Annotated in this window: 17 protein-coding genes; 10 read left to right on the top strand and 7 right to left on the bottom strand. The window is 66.3% G+C overall.

Features of this window, described 5'->3' with window-relative positions:
* The first annotated feature begins 78 nt into the window (after positions 1-78).
* The 4 genes from DYQ94_RS00520 to DYQ94_RS00505 all read left to right on the top strand — a co-directional run bounded on the left by DYQ94_RS00520 (position 79) and on the right by DYQ94_RS00505 (position 2,389).
* On the top strand, positions 79-948 hold the full coding sequence (locus DYQ94_RS00520; protein ID WP_160954592.1) for an SPFH domain-containing protein: 870 nt from the start codon (positions 79-81) through the stop codon (positions 946-948).
* Between the two features lie 9 nt (positions 949-957).
* Positions 958-1,242, top strand: a complete 285-nt coding sequence (locus tag DYQ94_RS00515) for a hypothetical protein (RefSeq protein WP_016901699.1) — start codon at positions 958-960, stop codon at positions 1,240-1,242.
* Positions 1,239-1,418: a type II toxin-antitoxin system antitoxin gene (locus tag DYQ94_RS00510; RefSeq protein WP_024939461.1), complete on the top strand. Its 180-nt coding sequence runs from the start codon at positions 1,239-1,241 to the stop codon at positions 1,416-1,418. The genes DYQ94_RS00515 and DYQ94_RS00510 overlap by 4 nt, the downstream gene beginning before the upstream one ends.
* A gap of 173 nt (positions 1,419-1,591) precedes the next feature.
* Positions 1,592-2,389, top strand: coding sequence for a M15 family metallopeptidase (locus DYQ94_RS00505; protein ID WP_160954591.1), 798 nt, complete (start codon positions 1,592-1,594; stop codon positions 2,387-2,389).
* Positions 2,390-2,426: 37 nt separating this feature from the next.
* Here the strand turns inward: DYQ94_RS00505 and DYQ94_RS00500 are convergent, their stop codons facing one another.
* The 5 genes from DYQ94_RS00500 to DYQ94_RS00480 all read right to left on the bottom strand — a co-directional run bounded on the left by DYQ94_RS00500 (position 2,427) and on the right by DYQ94_RS00480 (position 6,963).
* Positions 2,427-3,101, bottom strand: coding sequence for a DNA-3-methyladenine glycosylase family protein (locus DYQ94_RS00500; protein WP_126965669.1), 675 nt, complete (start codon positions 3,099-3,101; stop codon positions 2,427-2,429).
* A gap of 2 nt (positions 3,102-3,103) precedes the next feature.
* Entirely contained in the window at positions 3,104-3,475 is a 372-nt protein-coding gene (locus DYQ94_RS00495; protein ID WP_126965668.1) for a DUF423 domain-containing protein, read from the bottom strand.
* Between the two features lie 95 nt (positions 3,476-3,570).
* Positions 3,571-4,752, bottom strand: coding sequence for a polyketide cyclase (locus tag DYQ94_RS00490; protein WP_126965667.1), 1,182 nt, complete (start codon positions 4,750-4,752; stop codon positions 3,571-3,573).
* A gap of 373 nt (positions 4,753-5,125) precedes the next feature.
* On the bottom strand, positions 5,126-5,767 hold the full coding sequence (locus DYQ94_RS00485; protein ID WP_016901693.1) for a response regulator: 642 nt from the start codon (positions 5,765-5,767) through the stop codon (positions 5,126-5,128).
* Complete coding sequence (locus DYQ94_RS00480) at positions 5,767-6,963, bottom strand: sensor histidine kinase (RefSeq protein ID WP_016901692.1); 1,197 nt, start codon at positions 6,961-6,963, stop codon at positions 5,767-5,769. The genes DYQ94_RS00485 and DYQ94_RS00480 overlap by 1 nt, the downstream gene beginning before the upstream one ends.
* Positions 6,964-7,189: 226 nt before the next feature.
* Between DYQ94_RS00480 and DYQ94_RS00475 the strand changes: the two genes are divergently transcribed.
* The 5 genes from DYQ94_RS00475 (at position 7,190) to DYQ94_RS00455 (ending at position 10,205) form a co-directional block, all read left to right on the top strand.
* Complete coding sequence (locus DYQ94_RS00475; protein ID WP_126962257.1) at positions 7,190-7,789, top strand: GNAT family N-acetyltransferase; 600 nt, start codon at positions 7,190-7,192, stop codon at positions 7,787-7,789.
* 3 nt (positions 7,790-7,792) lie between these two features.
* The gene (gene minC / locus DYQ94_RS00470; protein WP_016901690.1) at positions 7,793-8,539 is read left to right on the top strand and encodes a septum site-determining protein MinC; all 747 of its coding nucleotides are present in this window, start codon (positions 7,793-7,795) and stop codon (positions 8,537-8,539) included.
* Between the two features lie 35 nt (positions 8,540-8,574).
* Entirely contained in the window at positions 8,575-9,384 is an 810-nt protein-coding gene (gene minD, locus DYQ94_RS00465; RefSeq protein ID WP_046342008.1) for a septum site-determining protein MinD, read from the top strand.
* 2 nt (positions 9,385-9,386) lie between these two features.
* Positions 9,387-9,644, top strand: coding sequence for a cell division topological specificity factor MinE (gene minE / locus DYQ94_RS00460; RefSeq protein WP_005994583.1), 258 nt, complete (start codon positions 9,387-9,389; stop codon positions 9,642-9,644).
* Positions 9,645-9,713: 69 nt separating this feature from the next.
* The gene (locus tag DYQ94_RS00455) at positions 9,714-10,205 is read left to right on the top strand and encodes a hypothetical protein (RefSeq protein ID WP_102252572.1); all 492 of its coding nucleotides are present in this window, start codon (positions 9,714-9,716) and stop codon (positions 10,203-10,205) included.
* A gap of 177 nt (positions 10,206-10,382) precedes the next feature.
* Here the strand turns inward: DYQ94_RS00455 and DYQ94_RS00450 are convergent, their stop codons facing one another.
* The gene (locus DYQ94_RS00450; RefSeq protein WP_126967014.1) at positions 10,383-11,678 is read right to left on the bottom strand and encodes a sensor histidine kinase; all 1,296 of its coding nucleotides are present in this window, start codon (positions 11,676-11,678) and stop codon (positions 10,383-10,385) included.
* Positions 11,671-12,387, bottom strand: a complete 717-nt coding sequence (locus DYQ94_RS00445) for a response regulator transcription factor (RefSeq protein WP_016901685.1) — start codon at positions 12,385-12,387, stop codon at positions 11,671-11,673. Before DYQ94_RS00445 ends, DYQ94_RS00450 begins: the two co-directional genes overlap by 8 nt.
* 136 nt (positions 12,388-12,523) lie before the next feature.
* Here DYQ94_RS00445 and DYQ94_RS00440 point away from each other — a divergent pair, with 136 nt between their 5' ends.
* Complete coding sequence (locus DYQ94_RS00440; protein WP_160955133.1) at positions 12,524-14,257, top strand: ArnT family glycosyltransferase; 1,734 nt, start codon at positions 12,524-12,526, stop codon at positions 14,255-14,257.
* The last annotated feature ends 74 nt before the right edge of the window (positions 14,258-14,331 follow it).

The following is a 14,331-nucleotide window of genomic DNA, read 5'->3' as shown; positions in this document are numbered from 1 at the left end:
CCGGCCGCCGACCGCACGACTTGCATCGACTGATATCACTTTGATATCTTTTTTGAACTCCCCAAGGACACCCACCTCATGAAAGAGAAGCCGATCAGCTCACTGCCGGGCATCCCGGTCATCCTCGCCGCTGGCGCCGCGTTCGCGGGCGCCGCCTGGTTCATTCTCACGACCCTGGCGGCCGGCAGCCCGACTCCAGGCGGGCTGCTGATTGCGCTGCTGGTGGTGGCGGCGGGCATCTTCATGCTGGCCGGCCTGTACACGCTGGAGCCGAACCAGGCGGCGGTGCTGAGCCTGTTCGGCAAGTACGTCGGCACGGTCAAGGACCCGGGCCTGCGCTGGAACAGCCCTTTCTACGCCAAGCGCCGGGTCAGCCAGCGCGTGCGCAACTTCGAGAGCGGCCGGCTCAAGGTCAACGAACTGGACGGCAGCCCGATCGAGATCGCCGCGGTCATCGTGTGGCAGGTGCTGGACGCTTCCGAGGCGGTCTACAACGTCGACGATTACGAAAGCTTCGTGCATATCCAGTCCGAAGCGGCGCTGCGCGCGATGGCCACCAGCTACCCGTACGATCAGCACGAAGACGATCAGATCTCGCTGCGCAGCCATCCGGCCGAAATCAGCGAACAACTCAAGCGCCATCTGGACGAGCGCGTGACCCAGGCCGGCGTGGACGTGATCGAAGCACGCATCAGCCACCTGGCCTACGCGCCGGAAATCGCCCAGGCCATGCTGCAACGTCAGCAGGCCAATGCGGTGATCGCCGCACGCACGCGCATCGTCGCCGGTGCGGTGGGCATGGTCGAAATGGCGCTGGCCGAGTTGCAGAAAAACGGCGTGGTGCAGCTGGACGAAGAGCGCAAGGCGCACATGGTCAGCAACCTGCTCACCGTGTTGTGTTCTGATCGTGGCACCCAACCGGTGGTCAACGCCGGCTCGCTGTATTGAGGTGATGCAATGAATGTCATGGTGCCGTTGGTCGTCGCGCTTTCCGGCTTGCCTGCATTGGCAATCGCCGCCTCCATCGGTGCGGACGACGACGACCGCGCGCGCGGCCTGGGGCTGCGCTGGGCCCTGATCAGCCTGGTCATCCTGATCGGTGCTGCCTGCCTGTACTGGGCCGGCGACAACCGCGCCGGCATCTACGCGGTGGTGATCGGCATGCTCGTCGGTGTGAATGTGTTGATCGTGTCGATGGTGATGCACCTGCGCCGCCACAGCGGCCGCCAGGAGCGCGAGTGAGCGAGAAGAAGGCCTATCCGCTGCGCATCAACGCCGACGTGCTGGCCGCCGCGCAGCGCTGGGCCGACGACGAACTGCGCAGCCTCAACGCGCAGATCGAATACGTGCTGCGCGATGCGCTACGCAAGGCCGGGCGCCTGCCGAAGCCGCAGGGCGACAAGGACGCCGATGCTTGAAAGTAAGCCCGGTTGAGAACAAGCACAGGCGTGAGTGATCGTCAGAACGGATCAGCTTCCGCTCGCATGCATCCGCCCCGCCGCTGCTCAACGGAGCATCTCTACCGGCGCACGCCAGCATTCGCGCCGCTCCGGACTGGCAGCCCTCACGTGGCACCCGCTAAGCTGCGGCGATGCGCAACTCCCCACGCTTTCTGTTCAACACCTCCAACATCGAACTGTGGCCGGCAGACCTGCTGCGTGCGCGCGGCAATGCGGATGCACGCGTGCTGGCGCAGGCCGACTGGCTGCTGCGGCGCAAGCGCGACGGACGCTACCTGGCCGCGCATCTGCCGCAGGGCGTGATGCCGTTGATCCCGCGACTGGCGTACGAGCCGGGGCTGGACGAGGCACTGGCGCTGCTGGAACTGCCAGGCGGGCGTGCATCGGACCGTACGAACACGCTGTTGCCGGTCAGCGGCGTGCAGCAGCGGCTGGCGCAACTGGAAATCGACGTGGAAGCGTATCCACGGCAGACCGGGCTGAGCCTGGTGGCCGAACCTGCTGCCCTGCACTTTGCCGGACGCGATCGTTTTGCACGGCCGTTGTGGCTCAGCGCCGGCGCAAGCCATGCATGGCGGCAGATGCAGGCCGACGCTGCACGCGCTGGCGTGCTGCTGGATGCGTTGTCCGGGTATCGCAGCCACGATTACCAACTGGCGATCTTCGAACGCAAGCTGGCGCGCGGCCTGACGGTGCCGCAAATCCTGGCGGTCAACACCGCGCCCGGCTTCAGCGAACACCACAGCGGCGATGCACTGGATATCGGCACGCCCGGCGAGCCGCCGGTGGAAGAATCCTTCGAGACCACGCCGGCCTTCGCGTGGCTGCGCGACAACGCGGATCGCTTTGGCTACCGGCTGAGTTATCCGCGCGACAATCCCTACGGCATCATCTACGAGCCCTGGCATTGGCGTTGGTCGGCGGCGTAATGCGCGCGGCAAGCCGCACGCACCGCACTGCAACGCCCTATTCCTGCGAGCGCGGCGTCGGCACCTTGGCTGCCACGCTGAAGTCGGCGATCTTCCATAGATAAAACGCGGCGTAGCTGCGGTACGGGGCCCAGCGTTCGCCGCGGATGGCCAGTTCCTTCGGCGTGGGCATCTGTTCCTGCCTGTCCACGCGCTGGGCGCCCTTGCGCACGCCCAGGTCATCGACGGGCAGAAGATCCGGGCGCCCCAGGCGGAACATCAGCATCATCTCCACCGTCCAGCGGCCGATGCCGCGCACCGGGATCAGCGCCTGCACGATCGCTTCCTCGTCCATGAAGGCGAGCCTGCGCAGGGAGGGAATCTCGCCATCGCGCTCGCGGCGCGCCAGATCGCGCAGCGCCAGCGACTTGTTGCCGGACACGCCACACGCACGCAGTGCCGCGTCGTCGATGCGACCGAGCGTGTCTGCATGCAGGCGCGACGCACCGATGGCCGCTTCCACCCGCGCCACGATCGTCGATGCGGCCTTGCCGCTGAGTTGCTGGAACAGGATCGCGCGCGCCAACGCGTCCACCGGATCGAACGGCTTGCGCCAACCCGGCTGCGCGGTGATCGGGCCGATGCGCTTCATCCACGCGCCCAGCGCGCGATCGCGCCGGGTCAGGTGCGCGAAGGCGGCCTCCACATCGAATCCGCGGGCATGGCGCGGCATGCTCAGCGCCTCAACGCGCCGATCGCCAGCACCGCCCAGCCCAGCATCAGGCTGACGCCGCCCACCGGTGCAAGGCTGGTGGGCCAGTGCAGCAGCGCGCCGCCGACCAGACTGCCGGCAAACAGCAGCGTGCCGAGCAACAGCAGATACAGGCCGAGCCGGCCAAGCGCGCGCGTTTCGGTGGCGCCGAGTACCGTCAGCACGGCACCGTGGCCAAAGGCATACAGCGCTGCCAGTTGCAGCCGCGATTGCACCAGCGCATCGGCCACCCCGTGCGAGGCATAGGCCGACAGGCCCACCGCGACGGCGGCCAGCAAGGCGCCGCAAAACGCCAGCAGCGACGGATGTTTCTTGCGACGTTCGAGCAGGGACATAACGAAGTTTCCATTGCAGCGCCGTGATGCAAAAAAAAACGCGCCGCAGGACTGCGGCGCGTTTTCGTCTGGATCAGATCATCGTGGTGAGACGATTACTTGATGGCCCAGTAGACGTCGTAGGTACCGTCCTGCGTAAACGACTTGTCCACGCCGCCCTTCCACGACTCGTACGGACGCTCGGTCACGTCGTTGCCGTTGGTGGCAGCCCAGGCACGCAGGGAGCTACGCACTGCATCCAGGCCGGCCATGTGGCCTGCGTAGGTTGCAAACGCGGAACGGTGTGCCTTGGTGCGCTCGTACTTGACCGGTGCTTCCGACGGGATGTTGACCTTCAACTCCTCGCCCGCTGCAGCAACCGGGGTTGCATCCACAGGTGCGGCAGCCGCGGCGTCGTCCTTCTTGGCATCGGCCTTGGCGGTGTCGGCCTTGGCATCGGTCTTCGGCGCACCACCGGCACGCTTGCGGACCGGCTGCACCACGTCGAACGCGTACTTGTCGGTAGCGAAGTCGGTGGTCACGATGCGGACCGGACCAGCAGCCTCGAGGCCGTTGGCGTCCATCACGCGCTTGATCCACTCCTGGTTGTCCTTGATCGACTTCTTGATCGTCTCGTTGTCACGATCGATGTTGCCCGCGTTGACGACCAGCAGGTCCTCGGCCGGCACATCGACGAGCTTGAGATCGCTCAACACCGGCTTGCCGTCGAGCTGGGCGCGGTAGTCGAAATTCGGCACGGTGGCCAGTGCGGTCGCCAGACGCGACAGACCCAGCTTCAGGTCGTCGCCCACGTGGCGGCTGACATACAGGCCGGCATAACGACCGAACAGGTTCCAGCCGTACTTGACGCTGTAGTCCTGGGTGATCTTTACGTTCTTGTTGTTCTTGCCGGTTGGCGCAAGGGTGAAGTTGGTGACTTTGTCGTAGCCCTTGGTGGGATCGTCGATCGAAATCTCAACACGCTCGTTCTTGACGCTGTTGGTGATCTCCCAGCTGCCGTCGCCGATATAGCCTTCAGTGGAGCTGTATTCGACGCGTGCACCCTTGCCCTCGGTCGGGCCGACCAGCTTCAGCTGGATCTTCGGGTCACGCAGCACAAGCGGGTTCCAATCCTTGAAACGACGGAAGCTGTTCACGGTGTCGTAAACAATCGTCATCCTGCGGTTGGTCTCAACACTCTCGGACATCTGCCGCTCCGAGGGCAACACCAAGCCCACCACGACAAACAAGCCAGCCACGATCCCCAAGGCGATCAGGAACTCGATAATACGGGTCATTCAGGAGGTCTCCGGGGCCGATCCCACGGCCGGGTTGAGTGAAGCGAAGCCGCCATCCTAGCAGGCTTCGAGAAAGATGTTCAGTTGTGCGACGGGTAGCGCGGTCTTGCGGTGTCATCCACCGCGCAACCGCGCAGTCCATGACTGCGCAATCCCAACCTGCACAAGGGTTTGGGCAGATTGCGCGCAGCTATCATGCACATCGCGCGATGCCTGTGTGTGATGCGATTGCCGCCGGCGCGGTTTTCGTTCCTCCGGCAGCACGCATGATCGGCGTGGAAACGACCAGACCACCCCGCCACGCGCGTTGCCACATGCGCTGCGAAGCGCGCGCAGCGCCGCGCGCCGGCAGCTGCACCCCCTGCGCTGCCGATCAGACCAATTGCAGCTCGAAGGCCTTCAGCACCGCGCGGGTGCGGTCGCGCACGCCGAGCTTGGACAGGATGTTGGAGACGTGATTCTTGATGGTGCCCTCGGCCACGCCCAGCGAGTTGGCGATCTCCTTGTTGGAGAAGCCGCTGGCCATCAGCCGCAGGATCTCGGTCTCGCGGTCGGTCAGCGGATCGGGCCGGTCCAGGCTGACGAACTCGTTGCGCATGTGCTCCAGGCCCGACAGCAGGCGCTGGGTCACCGCCGGCTGCACCAGCGAGCCGCCGTCGGCCACGGTGCGGATCGCGCCGACCAGTTGTTCCAGCGAGACGTCCTTGAGCAGGTAGCCCTTGGCGCCGGCCTTGAGCCCGGCCAGCACCAGTTGGTCGTCGTCGAAGGTGGTCAGGATGATGGTCGGCGGCAGCGTGCCGTTGCGCGAGAGCATCTGCAGCGCCTCCAGGCCGGACATCACCGGCATGCGCATGTCCATCAGCACCACGTCGGGCTGGACCTGCGGGATCTGCTCGACCGCCTGCTTGCCGTCCGAGGCCTCGGCCACCACCTCGATGCCGTTATCCAGCGCCAGCAGCGAGCGGATGCCCTGGCGTACCAGGGTTTGGTCGTCGACCAGGCACACACGGATCATCAGAACACTCCTTGAGTCACGGCCGCAGGCATCAGTGCCGGCGCGCCTGGGACGGAGATGCGCAGGCCGAAGCCGTCACCCCGCCGGGTTTGAATCTCGAGCTGGCCACCATACTGGTTCAGCCGCTCGCGCATGCCGCGCAGCCCGTTGCCGGGCGCCACCGTGTCGGCGCCATGGCCATCGTCGCGCGCGTCGATCAACACGGTGTCGGCATCGCGCCGCACCTGGATCCACAGATTGCGCGCACCGGCATGGCGCACCGCATTGGTGATGATTTCCTGGGTACAGCGCAACAGCACGTGAGCGCGCTCGGGGTCGTCCAGGGTCAGCGGCTGGGCGATGTCCAGGTGGATGTCCAGCGACGGCACCTGGGTCACCAGCGGGCGCAGGGCCGCTTCCAGGTCGATCGCGCCGCTGTCGCGCAGGTGGCTGACCGCTTCGCGCACGTCGGTGAGCAGCAGCTTGGCCAGCGTATGCGCCTGGCGCACGTGCTCCTGGGCCTGGCCGTCGGTGATGTGGCCGGCCACTTCCAGGTTCAGGCTCAGCGCGGTGAGGTGGTGGCCGAGCAGGTCGTGCAGCTCGCGCGAGATGCGGGTGCGCTCGTTGACGCGGGCGCTTTCGGCCAGCAGCGCGCGGGTGGCGCGCAGCTCGGCATTGAGCCGGCGCTGTTCTTCGCGGGCATCGGTCTGCTGGCGCGCGACCAGGCTGGTCACGAAGATGAACATCGAAAAGCCGCCGTACAGCAGCGACTGCATCAGCGCGGCGAACAGGGTGAAGTCCGGGCGCAGGTAATAGAACACCGGCAGTACCGCCAGCTGGCTGAGCACCAGCCAGGCCACGCCGATGCGCAGCGGCAGCAGCCAGGGGATCACCCCGGCCGCCACCATCATCAGGATGCTGCCCAGTCCGGTCCCGCTCAGATAGCTGACCGCCAGCGCGAAGATGGTCAGCAGCAGCAGGATCAGCCGGTCGTACCAATGCGCATGGCCGCCGCTGCTCAGGCCGCGGGTCAGCCAGAAGTAGCTGGCGCCGAAGCCGACGAAGAACGCCGACATCAGCAGGCCTTCGGCCACGCTGCGGTGGTCGCCCTCTTCTGCGGCCGGCCAGTAGGTGTACACCAAGGGCATGGCGATCATCGCCCAGGTGAACAGGCCGGCGAAGCGCAGGACGCGCGTATGACTGAGGTATCCCAACATGCAGGCATCTTAGGCGCTCGCCGGGCGGCTGCCCTCTTGCCGGAAGTCATGCATGCGTGTGGCATGGCGCGCCGGGCCTGGCAGCAGGAGCTGCCGGCATTGGCATGCTGCAGTCGGTTCTCATGCCTGGCTGGCAGCACACGGCGGGTCGCCGCTTCAGGCCACGCATGCAATAATCCGACGCAGATCCGATTTCGGGTCGAGAGCGTTACCCCACGGAGTCCCAATGTCGATCGTTATCCGCGACGTGCGCGAGCACGAGCTCGATTCCGTCCTGGCCCTGAACAACAATGCCGGACTGGCAATCCTGCCGCTGGATTCAACCAAGCTGCAACGTTTCTACGAGCAGGCCGAATATTTCCGCGTCGCCGAGCGCGACGGCAACCTGGCCGGGTTCCTGGTCGGGTTCGGCAGCGGCAGTGCGCATGACAGCAGCAATTTCGCCTGGTTCCGGGACCGTTACCCGGAATTCTTCTATATCGACCGCATCGTGGTCGCCAGCCGCCGTCGCGGCGGTGGCGTCGGGCGTGCGTTCTACGCCGATGTGCAGAGCTACACCGAGTTGCGCTACCCGCAACTGGCCTGCGAGGTGTTCCTGGACCATGGCGCCGATGCAGCGTTGCTGTTCCATGGCAGCTTCGGCTTCCGCGAGGTCGGCCAGAACACCATGGCCGATGTCGAGGTGCGCGCCAGCATGCTGATGAAAGACATGTGCAGCTATCCGTGGGTCAAGGAGACCTATGCCGGCAAGTTGCCCGACCACCTGCCGTGGGTCGGCCGGCCGCGTCATGCCGCCGCCACCGACAACCCGTCGACGGGGGGCTGAGGCGTGGCGAGCGTGAATGTGGATTTTGAACAGGCCGGCGAACTGAAGATCGGCCAGGTGGGCATTGCCAACCTGCGCGTGCGCACGCTGGATGTGCCGCGCCTGGTGCGCGAGATGCGCGAACGCGTGACCCGCGCGCCGAAGTTGTTCGGACGTGCGGCGGTGATCCTGGATTTCGGCGGCTTGTCGCAGGTACCGGACCTGGCCACGGCCAAGGCGCTGCTGGACGGTCTGCGCGATGCCGGCGTGTTGCCGGTGGCGCTGGCCTACGGCACCAGCGAGATCGACCTGCTCTCGCAGCAGCTCGGCGTACCGCTGCTGGCCAAGTTCCGTGCGCAATACGAGCCGACCGCGGTGAGCCCGCCGCCACCCCCGCCACCACCGGCGCGTGCCGAACCCGCAGCGCCCGCGGCGCGGCCGGCGCCTGGGCGCATGCAACGCAACGCGGTGCGCTCGGGCCAGCAGCTGTATGCGGAGAACTGCGACCTGACTGTGCTCAGTACGGTCGGTGCCGGGGCGGAGGTCATCGCCGACGGCAGCATCCATATCTACGGTACCCTGCGTGGCCGCGCGTTGGCCGGCGCCCAGGGCAACCCTGACGCGCGCATCTTCTGCCGCGACTTCCACGCCGAACTGGTTGCCATCGCTGGCCACTACAAGGTGCTGGACGATGTTCCCATGGACCTGCGTGGCAAGGCCGTCCAGGTCTGGCTGGAGCAGGATCAGATCAAGATCGCTGCGCTGGACTGACGCAGCCCAACCACAGAAATATTCGGAGAAATCCTTTGGCTGAAATCATCGTAGTCACCTCCGGCAAGGGCGGCGTTGGCAAGACCACCACCAGCGCGAGCCTGGCCTGCGGGCTGGCACGGCGCGGCAAGAAGGTCGCCGTCATCGACTTCGACGTCGGTCTGCGCAACCTGGACCTGATCATGGGCTGCGAGCGGCGCGTGGTGTACGACTTCGTCAACGTCGTGCATGGCGAAGCCACGCTCAAGCAGTCGCTGATCAAGGACAAGCGCTTCGACAACCTGTACGTGCTGGCTGCCTCGCAGACCCGCGACAAGGACGCGCTGACCCAGGAAGGCGTGGAGAAGGTGCTCAAGGACCTGGCCGCCGACGGCTTCGACTACATCGTCTGCGATTCGCCCGCCGGCATCGAGAAAGGCGCGTTCCTGGCGATGTATTTCGCCGACCGTGCGGTGGTGGTGGTCAATCCGGAAGTTTCCTCGGTCCGCGACTCGGACCGCATCATCGGCCTGCTCGATTCCAAGACCCGCAAGGCCGAGCAAGGCCAGACCGTGCCGGCCTTCCTGCTGCTGACCCGCTACAGCCCGGGCCGCGTGGAAGGCGGCGAGATGCTCAGCATCACCGACGTGGAGGAAGTGCTGGGGCTGAAGGCCATCGGCGTGATTCCCGAATCCGGCGATGTGCTCAACGCCTCCAACAAGGGCGAGCCGGTGATCCTGGATGCCGAGTCCCCGGCCGGCCAGGCCTACGACGACGCGGTCGCCCGCATCATGGGCGAAGAGCGCCCGATGCGATTCACATCCGTGGAGAAGAAAGGCTTCTTCAGCAAGCTGTTCGGAGGGTAAGCATGGGCCTGCTCGATTTTCTCAAGAGCAAGAAGAACACCGCCGAGACGGCCAAGAACCGCCTGCAGATCATCATTGCGCAGGAGCGCAACCACCGCGGCGGGCCGGATTACCTGCCGCTGCTGCAGCGCGAATTGCTGGAAGTGATCAAGAAGTACGTCAACATCGACGCCGATGCGGTGCGGGTTGATCTGGTCAAGGATGGCGAGCATGACGTGCTCGATATTTCGGTTGCCTTGCCCGAAGACGGCGACAAGTAAGCGTTCCCTGCGGCACCGTGTTTGCACGGTGCCGCCTTGACGGCCCGAACCGACCGCGAGCCTTTGCGTGTGACCATCGATTCCTCTCCCAGCCCCGAGCCAGCCAGCGTGTTGTGCGTGGGCGATATCGGCCTGGACGCGCCGGCCGCGCTGCTCGCCCGCTATGGCCTGCGCCTGCATCGCGTGGAAGCCGGCGCGCCGATCCCCGGCAGTTTCTGGGGCGAACCGGAAGCCGGCATCATCGGCTGCGATGTCTATGTGCGTGACGACACGCCGGTGCATTCGCTGTTGCACGAGGCCGGGCACCTGATCGTCCTGCCGGCCGACAAACGCGCGGCTGTGCATACCGACGCCACCGATTCGGTGGATGAGGAAGACGCCACCTGTTATCTGCAGATCCTGCTGGCCGAGCAATTGCCGGGCGTGGGCAGCGCGCGCCTGATGACCGACATGGACACCTGGGGCTATACCTACCGGCTGGGATCCACGCGCGCCTGGTTCGAGCAGGATGCGGAAAATGCGCGCAGCTGGTTGAGCGCGCGCGGTTTGCTGCCGGCCTGAGTGCCCGCGCCGTGGTCGAGGGGCGTTGCGCTGGATGCGGCTCTCGAGATCAGTCGATGCGTCCACTCAACGCAGTGGCTGCCACGCCGTAGTAAACAGCCGTCGGGCGCTGGCAGATGCCGCACACGCGGCGTGTGCGCGACCACGTGCGATGTCACCGCCTGCGTGACTGCCCCATCATCCCTTCGCTGTCGCGGCCAATGCCCCGGACAGGTCCAGCGTCGCCACCGTGCCCTGGCCGGCATTGGAATCCAGGTTCAGATGCCAGCCCAGATGCTCGCAGAGGCGTCCGATCAGTTCCAGCCCGATGCCGTTGCCCTGGCGTGTGTTGCCGCGCGCCAGGCGCGCGTAGATCGCGCTGATCTCCTCCGGCGTCATGCCGTGGCCCGGGTCGGCAATGCGCACCACACCTGGTGCCGATAGCGAGACGCGGATGATGCCGCGGTCGCTGTTCTCGATCGCGTTGCGCAACAGATTGCCGATGGCGGTCTGCACGATCGCCACCGGTGCGGTGAGGCTGCATGGCGGAAGCGGGTCGGTGAGTACCTGCAGGTCCTTGTCGGCGAGCAGATGCGCGTGGTCGGCGACGATCTCCGGCAGCAACTGGTCCAGACGCAGCGTATCGCTGCTGCGCGTCAGCCGGCCGGGGTCCTTGGCCAGCACCAGCAACAAGGTGATCAACTGCTCCACCGCGGCGCTGGTCTGGGCGATGCGCTCCAGCTGGTGGCGCACCGCCGGTGGTGTGCCGGGTTGCTCCAGCGCCAGTTCGGCGGCGTTGCCGATCACCGCCAGCGGGGTGCGCAACTCGTGGCTGGCACTGTCGATGAAGGCGCGTTCGCGTTCGACGAACTGGCCGTTGCGGTCGAGATAGTCGTTGAGCGCGTCGGCAATCACGTACAGCTCGGCGCTGCCCTGCGGGCCAACAGCAATGCGTTGTGCACGCCGCTCGGGACGCAGCGCGCCGATGTCGCGCGCCAGCTCCACCAGCGGGCGCACCAACCGCGCCATCGCATAAGTGCCCATCAGCAAGGTGATGCCGATCAGCGCGACGCCTGCCGCCAGCATCCAGCGGGTGATGAACTGCTCCAGCGCCTCGAAGTCGGTGATGTCCAGCACCAGCGCCAGGCGCCCGGCATGCGGTGTGTCGCGCACCATCACCGCGCTCTGGCGGCCGGCGATTTCCAGCTCGTCGTGCAGGCCGGGATGCAGCGTGCGCAAGACCGGCGGCACTGCCGCGCCGCCGTCGACGCGATACAGCCGCAAGGTGTCCGAGTCCTGCCAGCGGTAATCCGGATTCTGCGCACTGCGATCCAGGATGCTGTCCAGCTCCGAATTCAGCAACGAGCGCCACACGCCGTGTTCTGCGCGCTCGTGCAGATACTGCGCGGTGCCGAACACCGCCAGCACCATCAACAGCGTGTAGCCGAACAACCACACCAGCACGCGGCGGCCCAACGGGCGCTGCCTAAGCATCGCTGCACTCGCCCGCAGCGGGATCGCCGGCACCTTCCAGCGGCGCCAGGCGATAGCCCAGCCGCGGCAGGGTGTGGATCAGTTTCTGCGCGAACGGGCCGTCCACGCTGCGACGCAACTCGTAGATATGCGAGCGCAGCATGTCGCCATCGGGCGGATCGTCGCCCCATAGCGATTGCTCCAGCCGCTGGCGGGTAACCGCGGCGGGGCTGGCCTGCATCAGCACTTCCAGCAGCTTGCGGCAGGCCGGATACAGATGCAGCACCTGGCCGGCGCGGGTGGCTTCCAGCGTGGACAGGTCCAGACGCAGATCGGCCACCTGCAACAACTTGCCGCGTCGGCGTCCATGCGCACGCGCAAGCAGGGCCTCGATGCGGACCTCCAGTTCCGGCAGCGCGAACGGCTTGGTCAGATAGTCGTCGGCACCGGCCCGGAAGCCGGCGATCTTGTCGGGCAACTCGTCGCGGGCGGTGAGCATGATCACCGGCAGCTCGGACTGGTGCTGCTCGCGCAGGCGGCGCAGCACTTCCGGGCCGTCCATGCGCGGCATCATCCAGTCCAGCACCAGCACGTCGTACTGCTGGGTGGTGGCCAGATGCAGGCCGGTGATGCCGTCGGGCGCTGCGTCAAGGGTGTGCCCGCGCGCTTCGAAATAGTCGAACAGGTTGGCAACCATGTTGCGGTTGTCTTCGATGACCAGCAGCCGCATGAGCGCGTTTCCAGGGCGGCCCGGCAGGGACGATGTGCGCATCCTAACCGAGCCTGGCCGAACACAGCCGCTCTGGATGGCTCCGACAAAATTCCGACCTGCTTGCCGGATAGTGTGGCGCCCCACCGATCGGGGCGTGCGCGTGTCGCCTGCCATCTCCGCCGCCACTTCCCGCCAGCGCGCACTGCTCGCCGCCGTGTTGCTGATCGTCGTCAGCCTGCTGGCCGGGCTGGGCCTGCGCCAGCCCAACCCGCCGGACGAGCCGCGCTTTGTGCTGGCCGCACGCAGCATGGTTGCGACCGGTCAGTGGCTATTGCCGCACCGGGGCAGCGAGCTGTATGCCGAAAAACCGCCGGTCTTCATGTGGTTGCAGGCAGCCAGCTACGAGCTGGTGCCGCACTGGCCGGTCGCGTTCCTGCTGCCGTCGCTGCTGGCTGCGCTCGCCACGTTATGGCTGACCTGGGACATCGCGCGGCGGTTGTGGAACCGGCGCGTGGCGCGGCATGCGGTACTGGCATTGTTTGCGGTGCTGCAGTTCGGCCTGATGGCCAAGCGTGCGCAGATCGACATGGTGCTGGTGGCGCTGACCACGCTGTCGTTGTGGGGGATGCTGCGGCATCTGCTGCGCGGGCCGGACTGGCGCGCATGGACGCTGGGATTGTTCGCCGCCGGCGTGGGCACGGTGACCAAGGGTGTGGGCTTTCTGCCCTTGCTGCTGTTGCTGCCGTGGATGGCGCTGCCGCGCAGGCACTGGCGCGTGCTGCCGGCACGCGCACAGGCCGGGCGCAGCTGGTTGCTGGTGCTGCCCGCGTTCCTGGCGGGGACCGCGGTATGGCTTGGTCCGCTGGGTATCGCGTTGTGGCAGAGCAACGACCCGACGCTGCATGCCTACGCGCACGAGTTGTTGTTCAAGCAGACAGGTACCCGTTACGCCCACGCCTGGCATCACCTCAAGCCGGCCTGGTACTACCTGCAGGTGATCGCCACGTTGTGGTTGCCCGGCTGCCTGCTGTTGCCCTGGCTGCTGCCGGCCTGGTGGCGGCGGCTGCGACGCGGCGACCCGCGCTATCTGTTGCTGCTTGCCTGGAGCATGTTGGTGCTGGTGTTCTTCAGCGCCAGCCCGGGCAAGCGCGAGGTCTACATCTTTCCGATGCTGCCGGCCCTGTGCATCGCCGCCGCACCGCTTCTGGCCGGGCTGCTGCGCAAACGTGGCGTCCGCGTATTGCTGACCGGCTACCTGCTGCTGCTTGCGCTGGCCGCTCTTGCATTGGGCAGCGGTATCGCACTGCATCTGCACTGGGCGGAAAACACCGCCCTGCAGCGCGGGATGGAGTTGGCCTCGCTGCGGTCGGTGGCTCTCTGGTTGATCGGCCTGGGTGTGGTCGGCCTGGCGGCAATTGCATGGTCGCGTGGCAAGCGCACCGGCACCGCGGTGGTGGTGGTGACCGCCGCGCTGTGGAGCGTGTATGGCCTGGGCTTGATGCCGGCACTGGACCCGTACAGTTCTGCCGCCCGCTTGATGCAGCGCGTGGGACAGCGCATCGGCCCGGAGGCCGAGCTCGGCATGCTGGCCTGGCGCGAGCAGAACATGCTGCAGGCGGATCGACCGGTCACCGACTTCGGCTTCAAGGCGAGTTGGCAGCAGCAGTGGGCCAAGGCCGGTCTGTGGCTTGCAAACGCACCTGAGCGCCGTTGGCTGTTCGTCCTCAAGCAGGCGGTACCGGCGTGCATCGATCCGGCGCAACGGATCGATATTGGCGAGTCCAACCGCAATCAATGGCAGTTGGTGCCGGGCACGGCATGGCATGCCGGTTGCGTTGCAACCGCCTCCGACACCAACACCGGCAGTGGCGACAGCGAGACAGACTGAACGCCGGATAGCGCGTTAACCGCCGGACAACTCCGGTCCGACCGCTTTCCGACATGCCGCTTTCGAAGATGCCG

The organism is Xanthomonas sp. LMG 8993 (genome assembly GCF_009835065.2).
GTDB classification, from domain to species: domain Bacteria; phylum Pseudomonadota; class Gammaproteobacteria; order Xanthomonadales; family Xanthomonadaceae; genus Xanthomonas; species Xanthomonas arboricola.
This window is presented reverse-complemented; position numbering and strand designations above follow the sequence as displayed.

Coding starts and splice junctions, on each gene's coding strand:
- DYQ94_RS00505 (WP_160954591.1), top strand. CDS start 1,592: ATGCGCAACTCCCCACGCTTTCTGTTCAACACCTCCAACATCGAACTG.
- DYQ94_RS00445 (WP_016901685.1), bottom strand. CDS start 12,387: ATGCGGCTGCTGGTCATCGAAGACAACCGCAACATGGTTGCCAACCTG.
- minE (WP_005994583.1), top strand. CDS start 9,387: ATGGGCCTGCTCGATTTTCTCAAGAGCAAGAAGAACACCGCCGAGACG.
- DYQ94_RS00450 (WP_126967014.1), bottom strand. CDS start 11,678: ATGCTTAGGCAGCGCCCGTTGGGCCGCCGCGTGCTGGTGTGGTTGTTC.
- DYQ94_RS00485 (WP_016901693.1), bottom strand. CDS start 5,767: ATGATCCGTGTGTGCCTGGTCGACGACCAAACCCTGGTACGCCAGGGC.
- DYQ94_RS00475 (WP_126962257.1), top strand. CDS start 7,190: ATGTCGATCGTTATCCGCGACGTGCGCGAGCACGAGCTCGATTCCGTC.
- DYQ94_RS00480 (WP_016901692.1), bottom strand. CDS start 6,963: ATGTTGGGATACCTCAGTCATACGCGCGTCCTGCGCTTCGCCGGCCTG.
- DYQ94_RS00515 (WP_016901699.1), top strand. CDS start 958: ATGAATGTCATGGTGCCGTTGGTCGTCGCGCTTTCCGGCTTGCCTGCA.
- DYQ94_RS00495 (WP_126965668.1), bottom strand. CDS start 3,475: ATGTCCCTGCTCGAACGTCGCAAGAAACATCCGTCGCTGCTGGCGTTT.
- DYQ94_RS00520 (WP_160954592.1), top strand. CDS start 79: ATGAAAGAGAAGCCGATCAGCTCACTGCCGGGCATCCCGGTCATCCTC.
- DYQ94_RS00490 (WP_126965667.1), bottom strand. CDS start 4,752: ATGACCCGTATTATCGAGTTCCTGATCGCCTTGGGGATCGTGGCTGGC.
- DYQ94_RS00500 (WP_126965669.1), bottom strand. CDS start 3,101: ATGCCGCGCCATGCCCGCGGATTCGATGTGGAGGCCGCCTTCGCGCAC.